At 70.0% G+C, this 23,197-nt stretch carries 20 protein-coding genes, 1 tRNA gene and 1 pseudogene; 6 read left to right on the top strand and 16 right to left on the bottom strand.

Annotation, left to right across the window (positions count from 1 at the left end; genetic code table 11):
• Positions 1-63 precede the first annotated feature (63 nt).
• Together MKK88_RS19910 and MKK88_RS19905 are read right to left on the bottom strand one after the other, a co-directional pair.
• The gene (locus tag MKK88_RS19910; protein ID WP_244002734.1) at positions 64-1,692 is read right to left on the bottom strand and encodes a glycosyltransferase; all 1,629 of its coding nucleotides are present in this window, start codon (positions 1,690-1,692) and stop codon (positions 64-66) included.
• Between the two features lie 22 nt (positions 1,693-1,714).
• The gene (locus tag MKK88_RS19905) at positions 1,715-4,006 is read right to left on the bottom strand and encodes a choice-of-anchor tandem repeat GloVer-containing protein (protein ID WP_244002732.1); all 2,292 of its coding nucleotides are present in this window, start codon (positions 4,004-4,006) and stop codon (positions 1,715-1,717) included.
• 313 nt (positions 4,007-4,319) lie between these two features.
• On the opposite strand from MKK88_RS19905, the gene MKK88_RS19900 reads away from it, so the two are divergent.
• Positions 4,320-4,607, top strand: coding sequence for a hypothetical protein (locus tag MKK88_RS19900; protein ID WP_244002729.1), 288 nt, complete (start codon positions 4,320-4,322; stop codon positions 4,605-4,607).
• A 206-nt stretch (positions 4,608-4,813) separates the two neighbouring features.
• Here MKK88_RS19900 and MKK88_RS19895 read toward each other — a convergent pair whose 3' ends face one another.
• Positions 4,814-6,373 (bottom strand): GMC family oxidoreductase, encoded by a 1,560-nt coding sequence (locus MKK88_RS19895; protein ID WP_244002727.1) that lies wholly within the window; start codon positions 6,371-6,373, stop codon positions 4,814-4,816.
• Positions 6,370-7,794 (bottom strand): alpha/beta hydrolase, encoded by a 1,425-nt coding sequence (locus tag MKK88_RS19890; protein WP_244002725.1) that lies wholly within the window; start codon positions 7,792-7,794, stop codon positions 6,370-6,372. Before MKK88_RS19890 ends, MKK88_RS19895 begins: the two co-directional genes overlap by 4 nt.
• Before the next feature lie 123 nt (positions 7,795-7,917).
• Here MKK88_RS19890 and MKK88_RS19885 point away from each other — a divergent pair, with 123 nt between their 5' ends.
• Positions 7,918-8,673 (top strand): GNAT family N-acetyltransferase, encoded by a 756-nt coding sequence (locus MKK88_RS19885; RefSeq protein WP_244002723.1) that lies wholly within the window; start codon positions 7,918-7,920, stop codon positions 8,671-8,673.
• 63 nt (positions 8,674-8,736) lie between these two features.
• Here the strand turns inward: MKK88_RS19885 and xseA are convergent, their stop codons facing one another.
• The 7 genes from xseA to MKK88_RS19850 form a co-directional block, all read right to left on the bottom strand.
• Positions 8,737-10,422, bottom strand: a complete 1,686-nt coding sequence (gene xseA / locus MKK88_RS19880) for an exodeoxyribonuclease VII large subunit (RefSeq protein WP_244002721.1) — start codon at positions 10,420-10,422, stop codon at positions 8,737-8,739.
• Positions 10,423-10,473: 51 nt separating this feature from the next.
• Complete coding sequence (locus MKK88_RS19875) at positions 10,474-11,946, bottom strand: MDR family MFS transporter (RefSeq protein WP_244002719.1); 1,473 nt, start codon at positions 11,944-11,946, stop codon at positions 10,474-10,476.
• 175 nt (positions 11,947-12,121) lie between these two features.
• Entirely contained in the window at positions 12,122-13,441 is a 1,320-nt protein-coding gene (locus MKK88_RS19870) for an MFS transporter (protein WP_244002717.1), read from the bottom strand.
• The gene (locus tag MKK88_RS19865; RefSeq protein WP_244002715.1) at positions 13,441-13,656 is read right to left on the bottom strand and encodes a ribosome modulation factor; all 216 of its coding nucleotides are present in this window, start codon (positions 13,654-13,656) and stop codon (positions 13,441-13,443) included. The genes MKK88_RS19870 and MKK88_RS19865 overlap by 1 nt, the downstream gene beginning before the upstream one ends.
• 65 nt (positions 13,657-13,721) lie before the next feature.
• Positions 13,722-13,979: a DUF6894 family protein gene (locus tag MKK88_RS19860; protein ID WP_244002713.1), complete on the bottom strand. Its 258-nt coding sequence runs from the start codon at positions 13,977-13,979 to the stop codon at positions 13,722-13,724.
• Positions 13,980-14,069: 90 nt separating this feature from the next.
• Positions 14,070-14,333: a hypothetical protein gene (locus MKK88_RS19855; RefSeq protein WP_244002712.1), complete on the bottom strand. Its 264-nt coding sequence runs from the start codon at positions 14,331-14,333 to the stop codon at positions 14,070-14,072.
• A gap of 178 nt (positions 14,334-14,511) precedes the next feature.
• Positions 14,512-14,700: a hypothetical protein gene (locus MKK88_RS19850; protein WP_244002710.1), complete on the bottom strand. Its 189-nt coding sequence runs from the start codon at positions 14,698-14,700 to the stop codon at positions 14,512-14,514.
• A gap of 360 nt (positions 14,701-15,060) precedes the next feature.
• On the opposite strand from MKK88_RS19850, the gene MKK88_RS19845 reads away from it, so the two are divergent.
• Positions 15,061-15,426 (top strand): c-type cytochrome, encoded by a 366-nt coding sequence (locus tag MKK88_RS19845; protein WP_244002708.1) that lies wholly within the window; start codon positions 15,061-15,063, stop codon positions 15,424-15,426.
• Between the two features lie 69 nt (positions 15,427-15,495).
• On the opposite strand, the gene MKK88_RS19840 is transcribed toward MKK88_RS19845, so the two are convergent.
• From MKK88_RS19840 to MKK88_RS19830, 3 genes are all read right to left on the bottom strand, one after another.
• Positions 15,496-16,014, bottom strand: coding sequence for a MarR family winged helix-turn-helix transcriptional regulator (locus tag MKK88_RS19840; RefSeq protein WP_244002706.1), 519 nt, complete (start codon positions 16,012-16,014; stop codon positions 15,496-15,498).
• Between the two features lie 212 nt (positions 16,015-16,226).
• The gene (locus MKK88_RS19835; protein WP_279602420.1) at positions 16,227-17,168 is read right to left on the bottom strand and encodes a site-specific tyrosine recombinase XerD; all 942 of its coding nucleotides are present in this window, start codon (positions 17,166-17,168) and stop codon (positions 16,227-16,229) included.
• Positions 17,165-17,317: a histidine kinase gene (locus MKK88_RS19830; protein ID WP_160535138.1), complete on the bottom strand. Its 153-nt coding sequence runs from the start codon at positions 17,315-17,317 to the stop codon at positions 17,165-17,167. Before MKK88_RS19830 ends, MKK88_RS19835 begins: the two co-directional genes overlap by 4 nt.
• A gap of 280 nt (positions 17,318-17,597) precedes the next feature.
• Here MKK88_RS19830 and MKK88_RS19825 point away from each other — a divergent pair, with 280 nt between their 5' ends.
• The 3 genes from MKK88_RS19825 to MKK88_RS19815 all read left to right on the top strand — a co-directional run bounded on the left by MKK88_RS19825 (position 17,598) and on the right by MKK88_RS19815 (position 19,554).
• A complete protein-coding gene (locus tag MKK88_RS19825; protein ID WP_244002704.1) occupies positions 17,598-18,209 on the top strand; it encodes a shikimate kinase in 612 nt (203 codons plus the stop codon).
• Between the two features lie 14 nt (positions 18,210-18,223).
• The gene (gene aroB / locus MKK88_RS19820) at positions 18,224-19,369 is read left to right on the top strand and encodes a 3-dehydroquinate synthase (RefSeq protein WP_244002702.1); all 1,146 of its coding nucleotides are present in this window, start codon (positions 18,224-18,226) and stop codon (positions 19,367-19,369) included.
• Between the two features lie 109 nt (positions 19,370-19,478).
• Positions 19,479-19,554: transfer RNA gene (locus MKK88_RS19815), tRNA-Thr, on the top strand.
• A 1-nt stretch (position 19,555) separates the two neighbouring features.
• On the opposite strand, the gene selB is transcribed toward MKK88_RS19815, so the two are convergent.
• Positions 19,556-21,484, bottom strand: coding sequence for a selenocysteine-specific translation elongation factor (gene selB / locus MKK88_RS19810; RefSeq protein WP_244002700.1), 1,929 nt, complete (start codon positions 21,482-21,484; stop codon positions 19,556-19,558).
• Between the two features lie 58 nt (positions 21,485-21,542).
• A pseudogene (locus MKK88_RS19805) lies at positions 21,543-22,916 on the bottom strand (ABC transporter substrate-binding protein).
• Positions 22,917-23,197: the final 281 nt, after the last annotated feature.

Below are 23,197 nucleotides of genomic sequence, written 5' to 3'. Positions count from 1 at the left end.
TGGGTTTGCAAGGCTGCAAGGCCGGCGGAGGGTTTCGGAGGGCCAGCGACACTCCGGCGGCAATCAGGCGGCTGCGACCCGGTAAGACGTTTCCGAACCCGCATTCGTGGGCTCGGCGTTCGGCAGGTCCAGGGCCGCCCGCATGCCCGCGTCCACCCGTCGCGCGCTGTTCATGGCCGCGATGTAGGCCAGCCCCGCCGCGGCACAGGTCCGGTTCAGTCCCTCGTCCTCGTGCAGCGAAAGAATCGCCTGCGCCAGGGCCGTCGGCGTATCCGCCACCAGCCGCGCTAGCGGCTCCGGCAGATCGAGCCCCTCGGCGGCCACCGGCGTGCACACGCAGGGTATTCCGGCGGCCAAGCTGTCGAGCACCTTTCCCTTCACGCCAGCTCCGTAGGCCAGCGGCGCCACGCTCAGCCGAACACGGTCGAACAGCGCGGCGAGGTCCGGCACCCGGCCCAGGATCTCGACCCCCGGCCGCGCCGCCGCCAGAGCCGCCACGCGCTCCGGCATGCCGCTGCCCGCCAGCAGACAGGGAAGCTCGGCCGCCGATCCGCCCGGGCGGAGCGCCGCCAGGGCCGGCATCACCGACTCGATCAGGACCAGCGCCGCATCGACGTTGGGCTGATGCCCGAAGCCGCCGACAAAGGCCATCCCCCGTCGTGCGGCGAACGGCACCGCGGTCGGGCGCGGCGCGACGGCCCAGGGCACGATATGGACCCGCTCTGACGGGATGTGCCCGGCCAGGATCTCGGCCTCGTGCGTGGAGTGGGTGATCACCGCGTCCGACATCTGCGCCGTACACAGCTCGAGGAGGCGGACGTGCTCGGCATAGGCGGCGAGGTCCGCCCGGCCTTCGACCGCCGCCTGGCGGGCGGTGCGCAGATGGTGCAGGTCGGCGACGCTATAGATCAGTCTCGCACCCCGCTGCGTGTCGCGCACGAGTTGGGCATAGCGTCCGGCGGTCTCGATCCGGTGCAGATAGACCACCGCGAAGGCGCCCTCGTGCCGGCGCAGCACCTCCTCCACCGTCGCGTACCAGGGCGACAGGCAGCAGCGCACGCCCTCGGCTTCCAGCGCCGCGGCATCCCCGACCATATCGAGGGGGGCGAAGGTGACGGCGTAGCCGAGCCGCTGCAGGGAGCGGAGATGCGAGAGAATCGCGTTCGAGCCGGCGTCCCGGGCGGTCACCGGCAGCGTGGTATCGATCACCAGGGCCCGCGGTCGGGCGACGGGATCGAGGGCCAGCCCGGGATCCTCGGCCGCCGCCCGCCGCAGGTGCTGCGCCTGTTCCAGCAGAAAGGCGAGGCGCCGGCCGCGCTCGAGCGCATCGACCGGATCGGCCAGGACCAGGGATAGCCATTCCCGCAGATCGGCGTCGAACCTGGTGATCGGGTCGAGGGTCAGGGGCGAGCCGGGCACCGCTGCGCCGTCGCCCTCGCGACGCACGGAGACGGTGCAGCAGGCCAGAGCTGGCAGCGTTCCATGGGGGAAAGCGAAGGTGAAGCCGTGCCGGCCATGGCCCTCGCCCGCGGCGACGAGATCGTCCCGGGGCTGCTCGGCGAGGCAGCGGCCGACCGCGCGTCCATCGACCACCACGACCAGGGCGACGGGACTGTCGGGTGCGGCTGTATCGCGCGCCCAACCGATGACCTGCCGGCGGGACAGGCGATCGACATGCCCGCGGAGAGCCACTGTCGCAGCTCGACCCGTCGGATCAGGCGGCGAGCCCGATCGACGCAGCCGGTCGCGCAGTGCCGAGCATCGCCCCGTCGGCCGAGCGGCGCAGTACGACCGTGGATTCGCTGGAAAGCCCTCGGAGCGCCAGCGTCACGTCGAAGCCGTGACGGCCGTCGCCGATCCCTGCCGCGGCGAGGTCCGTGCGGAAAGTCTCGGCGTAGGCCAGCCCGACAACCGCGCCGTCCACCATCACGTCCAGGCAGACCGGCCCGTCCGGATGCGCCAGGTCCCAGGCCCAGCCCACCACGCGCAGGGTCCCGTCCGCGCCGGCCGCGCAGAGATCGAGGTGTCCGCGCAGTGCTCCGAACGTCCGCGCCGGCGCCACCGGCAGACCGGCCCGCAGCGCCAGCCGCCGCCGGATCGCCTCCAGGGCGAAGCCCTCCGTGACCCGCGGGGCGCAATAGGCCGCCTTGCCCGTCCAGGCCGGCGCGTGCGGGTACAGGGCGCGGTACGTGGCGGCGTTGTGGAAGATCGCCCGGCCGCCGTCGTCGACGAAACTCTCGGCCGGCGCCCCCTCGGCGAGGAGCACGTCGTGGCTGTCGAGCTCGATGTGCCAGTAGGTGACGGCCTCGACGCGCTCGGCCTTCTCGATGCTGGTTCCGTTGACCAGCAACTCGGCCGGCACGAGCACGCCGTCGAGGAAGAGGGCATGCTCGGGCGAGACCCAGAGGTCGCGGACGGGCACCGCCTCGGCCAGGGCACCGGCCTTGACGCAGACGGGCAGAACTGCGGGGTTGGTGTTGGCGAAGCGGCCGCCGTAGCTGCGGGTGCCGATCCAGCGGATCGGGCGGTGCGCGCCGCCGGCAGTCACGACTCGGTCGCCGATGGCCAGATCCTCGACCGCGATCGGGCCGCGGTCGGTCTGGATCCGTGTGCCGGTGCAGTAGCACGGGGCGTTGTTGGCCGGCGGGGTTGGGTTCGCGGTGGCTGGCTTCGTGGGCGCCGGGTTCGTGGCGGCCGAGTTCGCCGCCATTACGTTTGTGGTGTCTGGGTTCGTGGCGACCGGGTTCGTGGTGACCGGGTTCGTGGGTTGAGTCGGGCTTCCAGCGTCGATGTTTGACACCCGGAAGACCGCTCCATAGTTATTCGAGCCGCCCTGTTGCGTCGTACCGAAGAAGTTTCCCTGGCCATCCGGGGTCAGGCTATGGTTGGGGTAACTACCGGTCGCGTTGCCATGGGAAGTGGCGGGATCGAAAGAGAACAGGGTTCGCTTGCTGTAGCCGTTGGGTCCATTGACGAGCTCGTACACCGTCCCGCTACTGTCCGCATTACTAGAGTGCGTCGTGCCATAAATGTTGCCCTGGCCGTCGATAGTCAGTTGGCCAGGAGAAAGAAATCCGCCGTTGTTGTTTGCAGTCGCGTCGAATGAATACAAAATCTTATGGCTGTAGCCACTGGGCCCTTTAACAAGTTCGTAAACCGTCCCCAAGCCGTTCGCGCCGCCGAGTTTTGTCGTCCCGTAGAGGTTGCCCTGGGCGTCGGCGGTCAGGCCGGAGTCGGGCGTGGCGCCGGCAGTGCCGGAATTGGGGTTGTCGAAGGAGAACAGATTTTTCTGGCTGTAACCATTGGGGCCTTTGACCAGCTCATACACCGCTCCGTAGCCGCTTTTGCCACCGACGAGTGTCGTGCCGTAAAGGTTGCCCTCGGCGTCCGAGATCAAATTGCCTTTGGGACCAGAGCCAGTCGTATTTCCGCTGTAGGCGCCAGAATCGAATGAGAACAGCGTCCGTTGGCTGAAGCCATTGGCACCTTTGACCAGTTCGTAAACCGTTCCGTTGTCGTTCACTCCACCGGTATACGTCGTGCCGTAAAGGTTACCCTGGGCGTCAGCAAGCAAGCCCGACCGCGCAGAGATTTCGACGGCGTTCGCCCTCGGGTCGACGGGGAAAGAGTACAAGGTCTTCTGAGCGTAGCCATTGGCGCCCTTGACCAGTTCGAAAACAGTCCCGCCATTGTTGGCGCCACCCTGGATCGTCGTACCGTAGAGGTTACCCTGGGAGTCGGCAGTAAGGCCGGCGAAGGGTGTGATGCCGGTGGCGTTGCCAGTACTCGTGTTGGCATCGAACGAGAACAGGGTCTGCTGCGTGTAGCCGTTGGCGCCCTTTACCAACTCGTACACGGCCCCCGTCTCGTTCGCGCCGCCCTGTTGCGTCGTGCCGTAGAGGTTGCCCTGCGCGTCGGCAATCAGGCCGGGAAGGGGAAACGCGCCGGTGGCATTCCCGCGCTGAGTGTCGAAGGCAAAAGAAAACAGGGTATCGACGGTCGCCATGTCGCCATCTCAAGTTGGCCGCCAACCGTCCTGCTGAAGGTGGCTGCCTTGAATCACTGCCCGGATCGCTGATCCCAACAGACTTGAGACATTGAGTTGCCCATTCAGAAATCTCAGTCAATCTGCCCGTCGCGGAAGCAAAAGCCAGCCCCACTTCGGTTTAAGTGCGTTGCAAATGCGCAACATTTGAACACTACAACCGAAAGTAATCTTCTTGCACTTGAATTTTTACTTACAAACGACGATACGTACCGGCAGAGCTCGGAGCTCATGATTTCCACACCGGCACTGTAACGAACGGAGCATCTTCGGCATGGCCATGAGACCCCGAGCCCGGATCGTGGACGATCCGGCCGTGCGCGAGATCGTGGCCACGACCACGGTGACGGGCACGGTCTTCGAAGGCGCGTTGTTCGTGACGCTGGCGGCGCAGCGCGCGCTGCCGGAGACGACCGGGGTGCCGCCGAGCGAGCCGCCGAGCGCGCATGTGACGGGGCGCCTCGTGCTGACACCCACGGCCGCGGTGGAATTGGTGAACACGCTGAGCACGCTGCTGGCGACGATACCGGGGGTCAGCGCCCAGCGCATCGGTTCAGCTTAGGACGCGGATCTCGCGACAGCGGCCCGACTGCACAACACGCATCGTGCCAGTCGGAGGAGCGTTCTTCATTGGACCGGGACCAGCGCGCTTTGCACGGGCTCCGGTCGCGGTAAGCCCTGCGGCGCGCCGACTCTCAAGCATTCGGCGTCACCGGGCGAAGCCTGCGGGCCTGGAACGCCGGGACGGGTTTCCCGGCGGCAGAATCCTCAAGCCCGCCCTGCCGGCCCAGCCTCCAGAAACGCCTCCGCACTCCGCAAACTCAGCGCCATGATGGTGAGCGCCGGGTTCGCCGCGAGCGAGCTCGGGAAGGTCGAGCCATCGCAGATCCACAGATTGTCGATGTCAAAGCTGCGGCCGTGCGGGTCGACCACGGCGCTCGATCCGTCGCGGCCCATCCGGCAGGTGCCCAGGGTGTGGGCGACCCGCTCCAGCACCCAGATATCCTCGGCCCCGGCCTCTTCCCACAGGCCGCGCATCACCTGCGTGGCGTGGGCGTTGAGGCGGTTCTCGTTGGTGCTGTAGCCGAAGTCGATCCTGGCTTTGCGCATGCCGCGCGCGTCGGTCTCGTCCGAAAGCGTCAGCACGTTGGCGTCGCAGGGCAGGGTCTCGCCGTTGATGCCGATGCCGGCGAGGTTGTTGTAGCGGTCGAGGTAGTCGAGGAGCGGCTTGCCCCAGAGGCCGCGCCCGCGCGCCACGGCATTCCCGAAGGTCACCGGCACCACGCCGAGGCTCTGGATCAGGTAGCCGCCGGCGAAATCCGCCCCGGCCCGGATGAAGTCCTCGGTGATCAGCGACGAGGGATAGCCGCGGTTCATCCGCACCTCGTGCGGGAAGGTGCCCCAGACCTGCGTCGCGACGTGACCCATGTAGTTCCGGCCGATCTGGTCGCTGGAATTGGCGAGCCCGCAATGGAGCAGGAGCCGCGGCGTCTCAACCGCGCCCGCACACAGGAAGACGTGGGCGCAACGCTGGCGCCGGTCCTGGCCGTCCTTCCGGTAGACCACCGCGGTGATCCGCCCGTCGCTGCCGCGCTCCAGGCCGAGCACGAAGGCCTCGGCCCGGATCTCCGCGCCGCGGGCCAGGGCCAGCGGCAGGTAGGTCACGTCCATGCTGGCCTTGGCGCCGTTGCGGCAGCCCTGGTGGCAGAAACCGCAATTGATGCAGGCCCCGCGATGGGGTCCCTCTTCGGACTGAAAATCGCGCGAGACCACGGCCGCAGGCGCGTCGGCCCAGCGGATGCCGCGGGCGTCGCAGGCCTGTGCCATGATCAGGGCAGGGCCGTTGCGCGGGATCGGGGGCAGGGGATAGCGCCGGTCGGCATCCCACGGGTAGCTCTGCGCCCCCGAGACGCCGAGGAACCGCTCGACACGCTCGTAGTACGGCAGCAGGTCCTGGTAGGTGAGGGGCCAGTCGACGCCCTCGCCGGTCTCCGTGTGGAGGCGCAGGTCGCGGGCATCGGCCCGGGGTACGAAGGCGCCCCAGTGCAACGTCGAGCCGCCGACGCCGGTGCCGCTGTTGTTGCCGCCGAACGCCTCCGGCGTCGAGCCGCCGCTGAGGCGCTCATCCGTCCAGTAGATCTCGTCGGCCAAGGTCTCGTCGAAGGCGAAGCGCTCCGGCGTGAAGTTCGGCCCGGCCTCCAGGGCCACGACCTTGAGGCCCGCCGCAGCGAGTCGCGCGAGGAGCGGCGCACCGCCCGCTCCGGTGCCGACGATCACCGCATCGACGATCTCGTCCTCGCGGTAGTTCCGCATGCCCGCGAGGTTCATCGTGCCAGCTCCCCGTGCGACGGTTGTGGTTCCCAGGATTCCGGCGCGTCGAGCCCGACCGCGTGGAAGCCGGGCAGATCCGTGGCGATCGCATCCGGCCGGTCGCCGCCCGCGCCGATCCCCGAAAAACCGATCCGCGCCAGGGCCGCGGGATGACCGAGCCAGAGCCGGGCCGCGTCGCCGCGCAGATCCTCGAACCAGAAGCGCATCCGGTCGGCATCGAGCCGGCCTCCAAGGGCTTCTGGGACCGTCAGGGCGCCCTTCTGGCACAGGGTCAGCAGCGCATCCTGGTTGTCGGCATCGAGGGACACGAACGGGCGTTGCTGTGCAGCGCGGGCCGCGGCATCGAGGGTGCGCAGGGCTGCGCGATAGGCGTCCGGATCGGCCGGCAGGGCCGAGAAGCGCCAGCCGTCGCCCTGCCCGGCGGCGAGGTGGCGGTCGATCCGGGCCGCAGGATCAAGGCCGGGTACCGGCAGGACCCGGGCCAGAACAGCCCGCAGGATGGCCAGTTCCACCGGATCGAGGGCCTCCGGCCGGTAAGCGGGATCGTCCGGTTCGGCCCGTTCCTCAAGCGCGGCGCGCAGGCGGCCGTTGACCCGCTCGGAGTCGATCAGCGCGGCATAGGCAGACGGGATCGCGGGCGGCCCGTCGACGGGTGCTTCCCCGCCGCCGGTGACGTGTTCGCGCAGCAACCCGGCCAGGAGATCGGGGCGTTCCAGCGGCAGGAGATGGCCGACGCCGTCGACGGTCATGCGGCGATGCCGGGCGAGATGGGGCGCCATCAGGGCCTGCTGGGCGTCGGGGCCGAGATCGGCATCCTCCGAACCCGCCAGGACCAGGGTGGGCGTGCGCAGGACTCCGATGCGGCGGCACCAATCCTCGCGGGCGCCGGATTCGAGCCAGGCCTTCCACGCCGCGGGCGAGGCCCGCAGCACGTCTGCCACCGCACGCGCCTCGGTCTCGGCATCGAGATTCGCACCGACATTGGCGCGGATGAAGTTCCGAGCTTCCCGTTCGCGCGTCTCCGGATCCGCGTCGATCCAAGCCAGCATCTTGGCTCGGCGCTCGTCCAGGATCGGCTCAGGGCTCGGCGGCGAGCCGGAGATCAGGATGAGATGCGTCAGCCCTGCGAGGCCCGAATCGCCGTCCTCGGCCCGGCGCGCCAGGGCGAGTGCCACCTTGGCGCCCATGCTGTGGCCGGCGATCGCGAAGGCGGCGGGCGCGCGGGCGCGGATCGCCTCCGCCACGTGCTCCGCCATCGCGTCGATCGAGAACCCCGTCCTGTCCGCGGCCTCGCCAAAGCCCGGCAAGTCTATGGGCACGCAAGTCAAAGCGCCGTCGAGCGCATCGGCAAGGGGCGCCCAGCTGAGGGCACTTCCGCCGAGAAAGTGCAGACAGAACAGGTTTTCAGGCTCGGACATCGCGGAGACATCGCGCGGACTTGGAATGCTTCAAGCGTACGCGACGCCGCACGGCCGAACTCTTGACCGGACAACCGTTGGCGACGGTCCCATGGCATGCGATCACCGCCGCCGGAGGATGCCATGACGTCGGATCTCGACCTCGCCTGGCGGGTGGAGGAGGCCTGTCTCAATGCATGGCCGAGCCCGCGCCAGATCCTGCTGGATGGCTATCTGCTGCGCGCCGCAGGCGGTCGGTCCAAGCGGCAGAACTCGGTCAATCCGATGCGGGGGAGCGGCGCGGCCGAACCCGCCATCGCGGCGGCATGCGCCCTCTACCGGAGCCTCGGCCAGCGCCCGATCTTCCGGATCCCGGACATCGCACCGCAGATGGAGCCGCATCTCCGGACCGCCGACTATGCGGTCGTTGACGAGACCTGCACCCTGTACCGCGCCCTCGATGGTGTACCGGCCGAGCCCGACCCGTCCGTCACCGTCGCGACGACACCCGGGGCAGACTGGCTGGCGCTCCGCGACGCGGTGTACCAAGCCGACGCAGAGGCCGCCCGGGTGTTCCGCGACACGGTCGCCGCACTGATGGTGCCGCGGGCTTTCTCCGCCGCGCTCACGCAGGGCGGGATCGGGGCGGTCGCCTTCGGCGTGCTCGACCGCGGGCTGCTGGTGATCGAGTCGGTGGCGACCCCCGTGCCCCTGCGCGGCCGCGGCCATGCCCGGCGCGCCGTCGGGGCGCTGCTCCGCTGGAGCCGGACGCAGGGCGCAGAGGCGGCCTGCCTGCAGGTCGTGGCGGCAAATGCGCCGGCCCGGGCGCTCTATCGCAGCCTCGGCTTCACGCGCGACGTGTACCGCTATCATTACCGGGTCGGGCCGGAACCAGCCTGACAGGCCGCTTTCCGGCCGGACTCCCCGTCCCGGAGGCGAAAGCCCCTTCCCGATTGCGCCCGCTCAAGCGTCGAACAGGGAGCGCTGCCCTGCCGGTGCAGCCGACTTCGCGCTGCGCCGTTCCGCCGGGCGGGCGGACGGTCGCGGACCACCCTGGCGCCCGGTCCTCGTGGTCGGGGCTGGTTCCAGCCCGCCCTCCGGCACCGCCGCGACCGTTCCGTCGGAAAACTGCAGGCTGAGGCGTGCGGCGGCGGCGGCCTCGGCGGCGTGGCGCACGGGCAGGCCGGCGGCATCGCGTACCAGCACGTAGCCGCGTTCGAGCACGGCGTGATAGCTGAGCGAGCCCAGCAGCCCGGCCAATCCCGCCAGACGATCGCGGCGCCGCTCGATCCCCCGCGCGCCGGCCTGGGCGAGGCGGTCGGAGAGGGCGAGCAGCCGGTCGGTGCGGCGCGCCTGGAGGGCCCGGGCCCGCTCCAGGCTCGCATCGCGGGCCACGACGAGGCGGCGCCCGAGCTGAACCAGAGCCTCGCCCTTGCGCTGTACGTCGTTGCGCAGGGCATGGAGCGGCCGGTGATCGATCCGCGCCAGCCGGGCGCGGGCATTGGCCAGCGCCACGTCGGGCGAGCGCCGCGCCATCCGGTCGAGCAGGAGCTGCAGCCGCGCCCGATGCCGGCTTGCGCCCGCGGCAAGCGCCGGGGCGAGGCGGGCCTCGGCGAGGTCGAGCCGCTGACGCTTGGCCGCGAGCAGGGCGTCGGCGCTCGGCAGCGCCCGTCCCAGAGCCCGCAGGTCCACCCGGTCGCGCTCGATCCGGCGCCCGATTGCGCCGATCCCCCGGGCGGAGAGATCCGCCACCGTGGCGATCAGGTCGGCCCGCACCGGCACCGCCATTTCGGCGGCGCCCGTGGGGGTCGGCGCGCGGCGGTCGGAGACGTAGTCGATCAGCGTGGTGTCGGTCTCGTGCCCCACCGCCGAGATCAGCGGGATCACGCTCGCGAAGGCGGCGCGGATCACGCATTCCTCGTTGAAGGCCCAGAGATCCTCGATCGAGCCGCCGCCGCGGGCGACGATCAGCACGTCCGGGCGGGGAATCGGGCCGCCGGGCTTGAAGGCGTTGAAGCCACGGATCGCGGCAGCAACCTCTTCCGCTGCACCATCACCCTGAACCCGCACCGGCCAGACCAGCACCGGACGCGGGAAGCGGTCCTCCAGCCGGTGGAGGATATCGCGGATCACCGCACCGGTGGGCGAGGTCACGACGCCGACGACCCGCGGTAGGTAGGGAATCGCCCGCTTGTGCTCGGGCGCGAACAGCCCTTCGGCGGTGAGTTGCTTCTTGCGCTCCTCCAGCAGGGCCATCCAGGCGCCGAGACCGGCGGGCTCCAGACTCTCAACCACGATCTGGTACGAGGATTTTCCGGCGAAGGTGGTGATCCGGCCGGTGGCGATCACCTCCAGCCCCTCCTGGGGCCGCTGCCGCAGGCGCCCGAACACGCCCTTCCACACCACCGCGTCGATGCGCGCCTGCCCGTCCTTCAGGGAGAAGTAGGCGTGGCCCGAGCCGTGCTGGCCGCGATAGCCGGAGATCTCGCCGCGCAGGCGGACATGTCCGAACGCGTCCTCCAGGGTGCGCTTCAGCGCGCCTGCGAGATCGCCCACCGTCCATTCCGGCTGGTTGGCGGTCAGCACGCTGGTCGGCGGGATGTCCGCCGCTGGGGCGGCGGCGGGGCGCGGGGGTGGGACGAGGGGCATGGCCGGAGGCTAAAGCATGACGCCTCGACGCGGAAGCGGCTTACGGGCCGCCTACTCCACCGCCAGCTCGCGCGGCCCCTCCGAGATCGCCACGGGCGGGACGAGGAGCGACAGAAGCAGGGTCAGCACGGCCACCGCGAACACCGTCCAGAACGTGCCGTGGAGCGCGTGCTGGAGCCCGGCCCGGATCGCGTCGCCGCCGGCGCCGAGGCTCGCCGGATCGTCGAGCAGGCGCCGGAGTTCGTCGGAACTGACCGTGGGCCCGCTCGACGGGTGCGCGAGCCGATAGTTCAGCACGGCGCCGAGCGCGGTTGCGCCGAGCGTCGAGCCGAGATTGCGCGCAAAGATGTTCGAGGCAGTCGCCGCCCCGCGCTGCGCCCAGGCGACGCTGTCCTGAATGATCACGATGGCGGCGGTCGACAGGAAGCCCATGCCGAGGCCCATCACGATCGAGCCGGCGGCCGCCACGGCGGGCGAAGTTGCCGGCCCCAGGGCCACGAAGGCGGTGGCGCCCAGCGGCAGCAGGATCGCGCCGACCAGGAGGATCGGGCGCAGGCCGAAGCGGACGAAGCTGCGCGCCGCCGTGGTGGCGCCGATCGGCCAGCCGAGCACCATCAGGGTCAGGGTCAGTCCGGCGATCAGCGGCGATTGCTGCAGGACGCCCTGAACGTACATCGGCAGGAAGGCCGTGAGCCCGATCACCGTCATGCCGGACAGGAGCGTCGCCGTGTTGGCGGTGGCAATCGGGCGCTGCGTCCACAGGCGGATGTCGAGCATCGGATCGGGGGCGCGGCGCTCCTGCAGCACGAACAGGATGGCGGCCACCACGAAGGCCCCCCCCGGCCAGAAGGCCGCCGCAGCCGAATCCCCCGCCTGCGTCAGCGCGATCATCAGCGCCGCGATGGCGGCGGTGAACAGGCCTGCGCCGATCACGTCGATCTGGCGGCTACGGCGCTCCACGCCCTCGTGCAGATAGCGCAGGAACAGCGCCGCCGCGATTACGCCGATCGGGAGATTGATCCAGAAGATCCAGGGCCAGCTCAGATGGCCGATGATCAACCCACCGACCAGCGGGCCGGCCACCGACGAGATGCCCCAGACGCTGGCCAGATAGCCCTGGATCCGGCCGCGCTCCCGCGCGGAATAGAGGTCGCCGACCACCGTCAGGCTCACCGGCTGGATCGCCCCGGCACCGACCCCCTGCACGAGACGGAACAGGATCAGCGAGGGCATCGACCACGCAAGGCCGCAGAGCAGCGAACCGAGGAGGAACACGGCGATGCCGAACAGCAGCACCGGGCGGCGCCCGTAGAGGTCGGACAGCTTGCCGAACACCACCGTTGTGGCCGTCTGGGTGAGCAGGAAGGACGCGAACACCCAGGCATAAAGGTGCAGATCGCCGAGCTGCCCGGCGATCTGCGGCATCGCCGTCGAGACGATCGTGGCCTCGATGGCGATCATGAACATCGCCGCCATCACTGCGGCGAGGACCAGCGGGCGGCGTGTCTCAGGGGGAGTCGGCATCCCGCCGATCTAGGCCGGGCGCGCGCTGCAACCCAGCGCCGTCGTTCGGCGACCGGCCCATGGTCGCGAGGTCCGTGCGCGAACGCACATCAATGGCGGGCGCCACCCGCCGTGGACGCATGGACCGGCCGCAGCCCTGTTCCGCCGGCATGGGTGACGCCGGCGGCCGAGATCGTCAGGCTTCGCTGTTCGAATCGAGGTCGCGCCCGCGGGTCTCCGGCAGCAGGAACGCCGCGACCGTCCCGATCAGGCTGAAGGCGGCGAGGTAATAGGCCGGGGCGAGCCGGTCGCCGGTCTCGGCGATCAGCCAGTTCACCATGTAATTGGTGCTGCCCCCGAACACCGAGACGGCAACCGCGTAGACGATCGACAGGCCGGCGCTGCGGACCGCCCGGGGCAGCGCCTCCGGAATGCCGACGATCACCGCGGCGGCGTTGATCGACGACAATGCCGAGAGCAGGAACGTGATCGCGTAAACGCTCGCGGCGCTCGGTGCCTTCAACACCCAGGCGAAGGCCGGAACCGCCAGGATCACGATCAGCGCCCGCGGCCAGATCATGACGGGTCGCCGCCCGACCCGGTCGGCCAGCCACCCGCCGAGCAGCGGGAAGGCCACCGAGGCGAGGCCCAGCGCGATCGGCACAGCGGTCGCGGCGGTCTCGCTCAGGCCGAGGGTCGCGCCGGCATAGACCGGCATGTTGGTGCCGACCGCATTCGAGACGGTCGAAGCGGAGATCACCAGGAAGGTCAGGCCCAGCAGACGGCCGTGCTCACGCAGGAGCCGCCGCATGACCGCGAAGGTCGAGGCGGCCGCGTTCGGATCCTCCTCGACGCCCGCCGTCTCCGGCAGGTGGCTGCGGATGATGAGGCCGACCGGCACGACGGCGAGGCCGAGCCCGAACATCAGCCGCCAGCCCCAGGCATTCATCGCCTGATCGCCGACGACGAGCGCCAGAATGGTGGCCACGATCCCGGCGAACAGGGCCGCGCAGCCCTGGCTGGCGATCTGCCAGCTCGTCACGAACCCGCGCCGGTCGGAGGGGGCCGCCTCCAGCAGGTAGGCAGTCGACGGGCCGACCTCGCCGCCGAGCGCCAGCCCCTGGATCAGCCGCCCGGCGATGACGATCACCTGTGCCCAGCCGCCGATCGCCGCGTAGGGCGGGCAGGCCGCCAGCATCAGCATGCCCAAAGCCATCAGCCCGATCGTGATCAGCATCGCGGGCTTGCGCCCGGCGCGGTCCGCGAAGGCGCCGATCAGGGCTCCGCCGATCGGCCGCATGACGTAGCCGATCCCGAACAGCGCCAGCGATGCGAGCAGGCTGTGGGTCGGGTCGGTCGCCGGGAAGAACGCCGCGCCGATCGGCTTGGCGAAGAAGGCGTAGACCGTGAAATCGTAGAATTCGAGGGCGTTGCCCAGCACCACCGCGCCGACCGCCTTGCGGTCCAGGGCCGGGTGCGCGGTCGCGCCGGGATGGGGTCCGGTCCGGGCGTCCATCACTGCGCCCCGTCGTCCGGATGTTGGACCGGGTGCTGGGCGATGCCGCCGGTGACGGGCTCGGCGCCGTCCGCCAGCGCCGCATCATAGCCCGCGAGCCAGAGCGTGCGGGCCTGCGTGCCCTCGGCATAGGGGTAGGCCTCCCGGGCGAGGCCCTTGGCCGGGGCGGCGCGGCCGAGGGCCTGGGCGTCGAGGTCGTTCGGGGGTGAATCCATCGGGGCGCTGCTCCTGATCGCTGGCGTTCGCCGCGATGTAGGGCACGCGCCCGGACGCGCCGCACTCAATGGAGGATCGGATCGTCCGGTGTCGGCGGCGTGACGGCCTCGCTGAACGGGAATTCGAGGACCACCTCGCCCGCGGCGTCGGCGACGATCAGGCAGGCGGTCATCAGACGGGCCTGATCCCGTTGCTCCCGCAGGGCGGCGCGGATGGTGTGGCGCGCCTTCTCCCAGGCCTCATCCGGATCGCGCAGCTCGATGCCGGTCGGATCCGTGATCAGGTCGTCGCCGATCTGCGTGTGGAAGAAGTAGCGCGGCATGATCCCGTCACCTCCGAGAACGGCCCCCGATCGGGGACACAGCATTCAGGTGGTGATCCGCACTGGCCGGCGCACGCCCGGCCGCCTCGTTCAGCCGTTGGCTGCCCGCGCCTCCACGGCGGTCGGCACCGGGCGCAGGGTACGCACCTGCGCGGGCCCAGACCCCATACGATGATGCTTCTCCATCATCATCAACGGCCGCAATTCGGGTTCCGCGAAATCGAGCAGCTTGGCATTACGCCACCGCGGCTTTCCCGCACCGCGGCCGAACCACCGCGGACGCTCCTCCTCGACCAGCAGCACGAGCCGCCCCGTCCAGGATTTCCGAAACCAGAAGCGCCCGGTCAGCGACATGTTCCGGTTCCCTTGAACAGAGCGCATGCCGCACGGCTCAGTAGCGGTCGTGGCCGCGGCATGTCCTTTTAATACCGGACTTGGCCGAAGGAGTCTTGGCGGATTGCCATGCGAAACCGACCGAGCGTCGCTTTCCACAGGCCCGTGCTCAGACCCGCGTGGCGGCCGTCCGGACGCCCTATCGCAGGCAATGGCGGGCGATGAAGAGCATCACCACGAGCCAGACCAAACCTGAGACGCCGTACACGAAGCCCCGCAGGACTGCGGATTCCAGGGCGCCATGCATGGAGGCGCGATCGTCCCGCGGCAGAACGCGCTCCACCGGCGACCGGCGCGTGGGCGGGGCCGCGGCGAGCAGGCGCGTCAAGCTATCCGGGAGCGGTCGATCATCGGTCTGCACAACGCGTCGACACCTACAGGGCCCGCAGCCCGGGCGACAAGGCGCGCGTGATCACAGGGCCGTCACAGGCGAAGGCTTGGCCGCGCGGAGCCGCAGCGCTGTCGTCGCCCCGAACGGCTTCGGACGGCTTCCATGTGCCGCAGGGAGCCAAAACCTTGACGGCAGGTTGAGGCTTATGGCGACCGGATGCGGTCACGTCATGGGCAGGGCGGTCGGTCGCGCGAGGCTCGGCCGTTGCGCCGTGGCTGTACTTTCAATTAGACCTGTTCCAGGCAGGCGCGTTCTGCCGGCAGTGATGCCGCGGCAGCGGCCAATAGGAGGAAATCCATGCGTTCACTCGTTCTCGGCGCCGTCCTCGCCGCCCTGATCCCGCTCTCGGCTCAGGCCCAGGAGGCCGGAGACGCGGCCGCAGGCGAGAAGGCGTTCGCCCCCTGCAAGGCGTGCCACAACTTCCAGAAGAACGGCGTCGGCCCGGATCTGAAGGGCGTCGTGGGCCGCAAGGCGGGCACCTACGAGGGCTACAACTACTCAGCGGCGCTCAAGAATTCGGGCATCACCTGGGATGAGGCCAACCTGCACGAGTGGCTGAAGAACCCGAAGGCCAAGGTGCCGGGCACCAAGATGATCTTCCAGGGCTACCCGGACGACAAGAAGATCAACGACGTGATCGCCTACCTCAAGACCCAGTCCTGAGTTTCCTGTCCACAGGACCAAATCCCGGGGGTGGCCGTAAGGGCTGCCTCCGGACCCGTTTCGAGACCGTCAATCCGTGATGAGGCCGGCCTGAAGGCCGTTCCGTAGAGTCACGAGGTCGTGCAGCAGCGTCTTGCGGCTCTCGATGTCCAAGCCGGTCAGGTCACCGGCATCGTCCGGGATGCAGGCGAGGACGTCACGCAGCTTGGCACCGGCCGGCGTGAGAAAGATGCTGACCTGGCGCTCATCGACCCGGTCCCGGGCCCGCCGTACGCGGCCCGACCCTTCGAGGCGCTTCAGCAGCGGCGTCAGCGTGCCGGAATCGAGAAAGAGACGGTTGCCGATTTCCTTGACCGAAAGGCCGTCCTGTTCCCAGAGCACCAGCAGCACAAGGTACTGCGGATAGGTCAGCTCGTAGCGGCCGAGCAGGCTGCGATAGGCGCGTCCGAAGGCATGCGCGGCGGCGTAGACCGCGAAGCACAGCTGGTTGTCGAGACGCTGCCGCTCCTGCGCCGTCGGCAGGTCGGCGGCCGCAGGGTTCGCCGGATTCGGAGCAGCGCCGGTCTGCAGAGCAGTCGGGCCTGGCATGGGATGATCTCTCTCTGGTAGAAGCGGGCTCACGTACCGGTATGGCGATGGGTCACATTTAGGCAGTTCGGCATACAAGAACAATCGTTGCGGACGGCCAAGCACAAACCGCGTCGCTCCGGCCGAGCGGCCGAAACCTTCCTCAAAGCGACCGTTGCACCGTCACGGCCCCGTGGAGAGCCCCGTTCGGCGGGTCGTTCGACGAAGGATCTTCAACCGTCCATCAACGGGTGCAGATCCCGTACCATAGCCTTCAGACGCTCATCGAGTACGTGCGTGTAGATCTGCGTCGTCGAGATATCAGCGTGTCCAAGCAATTCCTGGACGATGCGCAGGTCGGCCCCGTTCTGCAGCAGATGACTGGCGAAGGCGTGGCGCAGCACGTGGGGGCTCACCCGGTCCGGTCGCAGACCGGCTTCGAGCGCCACGGCCTTCAGGTCGCGGGCGAAGGCCTGCCGCGTCAGGTGGCCACTGTCGCTGTCGGCGGGGAAGAGCCATGCGCTCTCCTCCGGCACGGCGGCCAAGTGCGCCGCCATGGCGACCCGGGCGGCCTCAGTCAGCGGCACGAGGCGCTCGCGGCCGCCCTTGCCCTTGATGAACAGGTATCGCTCCCGGGTCGCGCCCGCTTCCCGGGGCAGGGCGACGAGTTCCGAGACGCGCAGACCCGTGGCGTAGAGGAGTTCGAGCAGGCACATCATCCGGCGAGCCCGCCGGGCCGGCCCAGGTGCCTGCTCGGCTTGCGCCGCGGCCTGCGCCACCGACAGCAGGCGATCGACCTCGGCCACCGACAGGATCTTCGGCAGCACCCGGCCGCGGCGCGGCCCCGAAACGGCCACGCTCGGATCGGCCTCGGCGAGGCCCTCGGCATAGAGAAACTTGTGGAAGCCGCGCACGCAGGACAGACGTCGCGCCGCCGATGAAGCCTTCAGCCCGCGCGTCTCCAGATCGGCCAGGAAGGCACGCAGCGTCCCGGCCTCCACGTCATCGAGGTCGATCCCGGCGCGGGCGAGATAGCCTAGGTAATCGTCGAGGTCGCGGCGGTAGGCGGCCAGGGTGTTGGCCCCGGCCCCGCGCTCGGCGGCCAGCATGTCGAGATAATCGGCGACGTCCGTGGCGGGCGCCCGACCGGGGTCGCCGTCCGCGGTCGCGCTCAACGGTTGCCCGGCTGCAACTTCGAGGCGGGGATGGTCACGCTCATCTCCCGCGGCGTCGGCTGAACGAAATTCGCCAGCGCGAACATCGCCGCGAAAACGAGGCCCGCCAGGATCGCGAGGGTGGCGAAGAAACGGAACAGGGTCGGCACGTCGGTCGAACCTCGGGCAGACGGTACGGGCGGCGGGGAGGGGGTGTGGCCGGCGGCTTTCTCCCAACCGACGCGGGTGCCCGGTTTCGATCACGCGAACAAGGCGCTGACAAGGCCCACAACGACACAGCGATGCGTTTCGCTGACCGCTTGAATCGCGCTAAGAGCCTGCCGCAGGATGGGAGATCGCCCGGCGCCGTGCGACCGGCGTGGCGGCGCGGTCGCACGGCGCCGTGTGGATGCGGTGCGACGGGCAGTGGAAGCGGCGGTACACGGGGCGATGCAGGAGTCGGTGGGCGAGGCGGAGGGTGGCGAACCGATCGAGGCACGGCTGCGCCGGGCGCTCGGTCTGCGCTCGATCGTGCTCGTGGGGCTGATGGGTGCGGGCAAGAGCACCGTGGGCCGGCGCCTTGCGAGCCGCCTCGGGCTGATCTTCAAGGACGCCGATATCGAGATCGAGGCGGCGGCCGGCCTGACGATCCCCGACATCTTCGCCATCTACGGCGAACCGAGCTTTCGCGACGGCGAGGAGCGGGTGATCTCCCGCCTGCTGCGCGCGGGCCCGCTGGTTCTCGCCACCGGCGGCGGTGCTTTCCTGCGCGAGGCCACCCGCCTGCGCATCGCGGAATCCGCGGTTTCGGTCTGGCTGAAGGCCGATCTCGATGTGCTGATGCGGCGGGTGCGCAAGCGGGGCAACCGGCCGCTTCTCCAAACGGACGATCCCGAGGCGACGATGCGCGACCTGATGGCGGTGCGCCACCCGGTCTACGCCGCCGCCGACGTCATGGTGATCTCGCGGGAAGTCTCGCACGACCGGGTCGTGCAGGATGTGCTGGAGGCGCTGGACGCGCATCTCGGCGGTGAGGGCCCGATCCCCGTCGCCGCGCAGTAGGATTGAGCAAGCCTGTGACCGAGCCCTCGACCCGTTCCGAACCCCTGACCGTCCACGTCCCCCTCGACGGCGGCCGCGCCTACGACATCCGGATCGGCCGCGGCCTGATCGACACAGCGGGCGACGCGGTGGCCGCGCTCGGCGGCCGCCGGGCCGCGATCGTCACGGACGAGACCGTCGGGGCCCTTTATGCCGGCCGCCTGCGGGACAGCCTGGAGCGGGTCGGCCTGCAAGCCGGCACGGTGACGGTCGCGCCCGGCGAGGGCTCGAAATCCTACGCGGGCTACGCCACGGTCTGCGACGGGCTGCTCGCCCTCAAGGTCGAGCGCGGCGACCTCGTGGTGGCGCTGGGCGGCGGCGTCGTCGGGGATCTGGCGGGCTTCGCGGCCGCGACCCTGCGGCGCGGCGTGCGCTTCGTGCAGGTGCCGACCAGCCTGCTCGCGCAGGTCGATTCTTCGGTCGGCGGCAAGACCGGCATCAACGCCCCGCTCGGCAAAAACCTGATCGGCGCCTTCCATCAGCCCCGCCTCGTCCTGGCCGATACCGCGGCCCTCGACACCCTGTCGGAGCGGGAGATGCGCGCCGGCTACGCCGAGGTCGCCAAGTACGGGTTGATCGCCGATTCCGGCTTCTTCGACTGGTGCGAGGCCAACTGGCGTGGGATTTTCTCCGGCGGCCCGGAGCGCGAGGCTGCAGTCGCGGCGTGCTGCCAGGCCAAGGCGGCAGTGGTGACCCGCGATGAGCGCGAGGACGGCGAGCGGGCCCTGCTCAACCTCGGCCACACCTTCGGCCACGCCCTGGAGCGCCTGACCGGCTACGATTCGACGCGGCTGGTCCACGGGGAGGGCGTCGCGATCGGCTTGGCGCTGGCCTTCCGCTTCTCGGCCCGGCTCGGCCTGTGCGCTGGCCAGGAGGCTGGGCGCGTCGCCAACCATCTGGCGCTCGCCGGCCTGCCGACCCGCCTCCAAGCGGTCCCGGGCGGGTGCGGCGGCGCCGAGGCGATCGTGGACGCGATGGCGCAGGACAAGAAGGTCCGCGACGGCGCGCTGACCTTCATCCTCGCCCGGGGGATCGGCCAGAGCTTCATCGCACCGGGCGTGGACCGGGCCGACGTGACAGCCTTCCTGCGCGACGAACTCGCCGCGGAGCCCGACGCGTGATGGCGATCTGCCCGGCTCCGGCCTTGCTTTAAGCAGGTCGGGCCGCTATGAGCCTGCCACGTCCGACGCGGCCGATCTTGCGCCGGGCATGGCTCCGATCGGGGCCCGGGCCGCAATAGCTCAGCTGGTAGAGCACCTCATTCGTAATGAGGGGGTCGGGGGTTCGAATCCCTCTTGCGGCACCACTTATTCGCCGGCCTCGACCATGCACCATTCGGTGCGGATGCGCCGCCCCTCCGCTACGCGGAGCGTAAATCCTCGCGCATCGAAGAATTCGAGGAGCGGCATCGTCAGATTGCGCCCGATGCCGGCCGCCTCACGGAACTGCCCCACGGTGAGAAGCCGTTCCGGATGCGCCGCCGCCACCGCCCGCGCGACGCCGGCGAGGTCGGCGAGGATCGCCGGCGGGACGTAATAGTTCTTCGCGATCCGGCGGAGCCAGCCGAGGCGTCCGACCTTGTCGAGGAGGGGACGCAGATCCTCCGGATCGCGCCCGAGCCGTTCGGCGAGGAGGGCGAGCCGGGGCTGGTCGCGCCCGGCCGCCTCCAGCTCGGCCCGGAGGGCCGCGTAGAGAGCGGCGTCGGCCGGGCGCAGGCGCGCGATATGGTCGGGACGGTGGAACAGGCGGCCTGTGCGCGCGATCGTGCCCTGCCGCAGGAGGCGATCGAGGATGGCGGACAGAACCGGCTGATCCGGCGTCGGCATCAGGGCGGCCATCTCCTCGGCCAGCAGGCCGGGATCGTCGGGCGCGTCGGCATGCGCCCGATCGAGGTCGGCGAGCACCCGCCCGGCCAGCGCCGTGACCCGCGCGTCCGCAAAGGCTCGACGGACCGCGCCGACCTTGATCACGACCGCCCCGAGTTCGGTCCCCAGGGCGTCGCCCGTGTCCGCAGGCAGGTTTCGCAGGCGGCCGAAGCTCAAGAGATCAATGCCCCCCGCCGACGCGGCGAGCAGACACTTTAGCGCATGCCGGTCGTCGGGCGTGTCGAGAGCGTCGACGATCGCGCGTCGCCCGGGAGCCCAGGCGCCGCGGCGGGGGCTGTCGATGTCGATGACCCGGCCCCCGCCCAGGGTGCGGGTCGCCGAGATGTCGCGCAGGATGAAGCGGTCGCCAGCCAGGGCGCCGAGCCCGGCATCGAGCGCAAGAATCGCGGGGGCGACCGCCCCGGGCGGCAGCGCGCCGTTCGCGTCCAGCAGGACCCGACCTGTCACCGCGGCCGCGCCGAGATGCACGTGGACCGGCGTCCGGTGGCGCAGCGGCCGCGTAGCGCCGGACAGGTGACGCAGCATCACATCGAGCCGGACCGTCGGCCCATGGAGCTCGGGCGCCAGGATCCAATGGCCACGGCTGACCGCCTCTCGGGTGATCCGCGGACCCGCGAGATTGAGGGCGCAGCGCTCCCCGGCCTGTGCCGTTTCGGCAGCGGCGTCGCGGACGCGGATCGCGCGGACCCGCGCCTCCTGCCCGCCGGGGGAGACCAGCAGCCGGTCACCCAGCCGCACCGTGCCGGCATGCACGGCGCCGGTCACGACGAGGCCCGCGCCCGCTACGGTGAAGCAGCGATCGACGGCGAGGCGGAACAAGCGGGAATCGGCCCGGGCTTGCGCCCCATCGCCAAGCGCTTCGAGATGGCACGCGAGATCGGTGATCCCGGCGCCCGTCAGGGCCGAGCAGGCGAGGATCGGCGCGGTGGCGAGCCCGGTTCCGGCGAGCAACGCACCGATCTCGGCCGTTACGGCGGCAACCCGCGCGGGATCGGCCCGGTCGACCTTGGTGATCGCAACGACGCCGCGGGTCAGCCCGAGGAGATCGAGGATCGCGACGTGCTCGCGGGTCTGCGGCATGATCCCGTCATCGGCCGCGACCGCGAGCAGCGCGCACGTCACGCCGGTGGCGCCCGCCACCATGGTGCGGACCAGCCGCTCGTGGCCCGGCACATCGACGAAACCGACCGGCGTTTTGAGGAGGCCGCCCTCCGGCGCGTAGGCGAAGCCGAGATCGAGGGTGATGCCCCGCGCCTTCTCCTCCGGCAGCCGGTCGGCGTCGATGCCGGTGAGCGCCTTCACCAGCGCGGTCTTGCCGTGGTCGATATGGCCCGCGGTGGCGATGATCATGCGGTAGCGGCTTCGTGTTGGGCCGGCGCAGATCGCTCCGCACCGGCCGGTTGCGGCCTCAGCCCTTGATGCGGGTCTCGGCGAGTTCCGACATGCAGGTGTCGTAGGGCGTGAACGCCACCCGGTCGGAGACCGCGAACAGCGTGAACGGCGAATACAGGAACAGGGCCTTGGACCTGTCCTGGATGTACCGCTCAACTTCCCGCACGACTTCCTCGGTCTGCTCCTCCGGCGTGTGCAGGAGCGTCTCGTAGAGGGCGTCGAACTCCGGATCCTCCGGACCCTGGCGCAGGGTCGCGTCACGGCCGAAGAACTCCCGGTGCACGCAGGCGACGGGGTATTGCGGCGTCCAGTCGAAGTACCATTCGAGCTTGAGGTCGAAATCCTCCGGCAGGTCGCCGCGGTCGCTGACGAAGCGGGCCGAGAGGCCGATCTTCGACAGGTCCTGCCCGATCGCCTCGACGACACCCTTCCAGGCGGGTGAGGCAACGATCACGATCTCCCGCCCGCCGAGGCCCGCCCTCTCCAGGCCCGCGCGTGCGGCCTCCGGATCGTGCGGAAGCGGGCTCATGCCAGGATCGGCCCCGTAGCGGCCGGGCTGGATGAAGGCCGGGATCACCGTGCCGTAGCCGTGCGCGCCCTGATCGAGCACGTGCTGCCGGTCGATGGCGAGGTTGAGCGCCCGCCGCACGGCCGGGTCGCGCCAGATGGAATCGGGCTTGGTCTCGTTGAAGACGCCCGTGAGGATCGTCTTGGCCTTCTTCGTCTGGATCTTGCCCTTGTCGCTCTGCGGAAAGGCCTTGGCCTCCGCGGGCGTCAGGTCGAACACCACATCCACGCGGCCGTCACCGGACGCCACAGATTTGATGCCCTCATCCTTGCCGATGACGTTGTCGTAGACGATCCGGACCGTCGGCTTGCGGGCCGGGTTCCAGTAGGTCGCGTTGGGCTCCATCACGACACGATCGGAGCGGGAGTCGATCAGCGAGACACCCTCGGTGAGCACGAACGGGCCAGTCCCCCACGGACCGGGCGCGTCGATGACTCACCAATGGCCTTCGGCCGATCCCGTCTTCGGGTCGACAAAACCCCACTCGTTCCAGAAGCGCGTCGACGGCAGGTGCATGCCGCGCAGCTTCATCAACGCTGCGGAATCGCCGCCGGGGAAGCGCATGCGGATCGTGCGCTCATCCACCGCCTCACAGGTGACGTCCCGGGCGAAGTTCAGGAAGGCGCCCGGCGGGTGCGGGTTGGTCCATTCCTGGACCTTGTCGAAGCCGAGCTTGAACATCGCGGCGTTGAACGGCTCGCCATCCTGGTAGACGGCGTCCCGCATCTTGAGTTCGAGGGTCTCGCGGTCGAGCCACCGCCACGATTCCGCGAGGCTCGGCTGGCCGATCCCGTCGTGATCGACGCGGTTGGCCTCCTCCATCGTGTTCCAAGTGATCGAGAGCCAATTGACCGGCGACGGATCGACCACCGTCACCGTATTGTGAGGCCCCCAGGGCTGTCCGCCCCCGGGATCTCCGGTCGCTTGCGCGTCCATGTTTCCTCCTGTGTTCGCCGTCCGCGTCGCGCGTGGGCGCCGTCCGGCTCCGGTTGAGCCGGATGAGGAGAAAGCTAGTGCGCTATGGCATTGCCCTCAATCGAGATCGCCTCGGCAATTGGAAGGAGGTGATCACAGTGTGTCGAGCTGCGGACCGAGCTGCGGAC

This window comes from Methylobacterium sp. E-005, assembly GCF_022829725.1.
Taxonomy (GTDB): domain Bacteria; phylum Pseudomonadota; class Alphaproteobacteria; order Rhizobiales; family Beijerinckiaceae; genus Methylobacterium.
Note: the sequence above shows the minus strand (reverse complement) of the source record. Positions and strands in the feature narration are given on the sequence as shown.

Bases quoted from the DNA above. Each gene is read 5' to 3' on its own strand.
- MKK88_RS19870 (WP_244002717.1), bottom strand. From the start codon at position 13,441: ATGGACGCCCGGACCGGACCCCATCCCGGCGCGACCGCGCACCCGGCC.
- MKK88_RS19895 (WP_244002727.1), bottom strand. From the start codon at position 6,373: ATGAACCTCGCGGGCATGCGGAACTACCGCGAGGACGAGATCGTCGAT.
- MKK88_RS19905 (WP_244002732.1), bottom strand. From the start codon at position 4,006: ATGGCGACCGTCGATACCCTGTTTTCTTTTGCCTTCGACACTCAGCGC.
- MKK88_RS19845 (WP_244002708.1), top strand. From the start codon at position 15,061: ATGCGTTCACTCGTTCTCGGCGCCGTCCTCGCCGCCCTGATCCCGCTC.
- MKK88_RS19860 (WP_244002713.1), bottom strand. From the start codon at position 13,979: ATGCCGCGCTACTTCTTCCACACGCAGATCGGCGACGACCTGATCACG.
- MKK88_RS19890 (WP_244002725.1), bottom strand. From the start codon at position 7,794: ATGTCCGAGCCTGAAAACCTGTTCTGTCTGCACTTTCTCGGCGGAAGT.
- selB (WP_244002700.1), bottom strand. From the start codon at position 21,484: ATGATCATCGCCACCGCGGGCCATATCGACCACGGCAAGACCGCGCTG.
- MKK88_RS19855 (WP_244002712.1), bottom strand. From the start codon at position 14,333: ATGTCGCTGACCGGGCGCTTCTGGTTTCGGAAATCCTGGACGGGGCGG.
- MKK88_RS19900 (WP_244002729.1), top strand. From the start codon at position 4,320: ATGGCCATGAGACCCCGAGCCCGGATCGTGGACGATCCGGCCGTGCGC.
- MKK88_RS19885 (WP_244002723.1), top strand. From the start codon at position 7,918: ATGACGTCGGATCTCGACCTCGCCTGGCGGGTGGAGGAGGCCTGTCTC.
- MKK88_RS19865 (WP_244002715.1), bottom strand. From the start codon at position 13,656: ATGGATTCACCCCCGAACGACCTCGACGCCCAGGCCCTCGGCCGCGCC.
- MKK88_RS19825 (WP_244002704.1), top strand. From the start codon at position 17,598: ATGCAGGAGTCGGTGGGCGAGGCGGAGGGTGGCGAACCGATCGAGGCA.
- MKK88_RS19875 (WP_244002719.1), bottom strand. From the start codon at position 11,946: ATGCCGACTCCCCCTGAGACACGCCGCCCGCTGGTCCTCGCCGCAGTG.
- MKK88_RS19840 (WP_244002706.1), bottom strand. From the start codon at position 16,014: ATGCCAGGCCCGACTGCTCTGCAGACCGGCGCTGCTCCGAATCCGGCG.
- xseA (WP_244002721.1), bottom strand. From the start codon at position 10,422: ATGCCCCTCGTCCCACCCCCGCGCCCCGCCGCCGCCCCAGCGGCGGAC.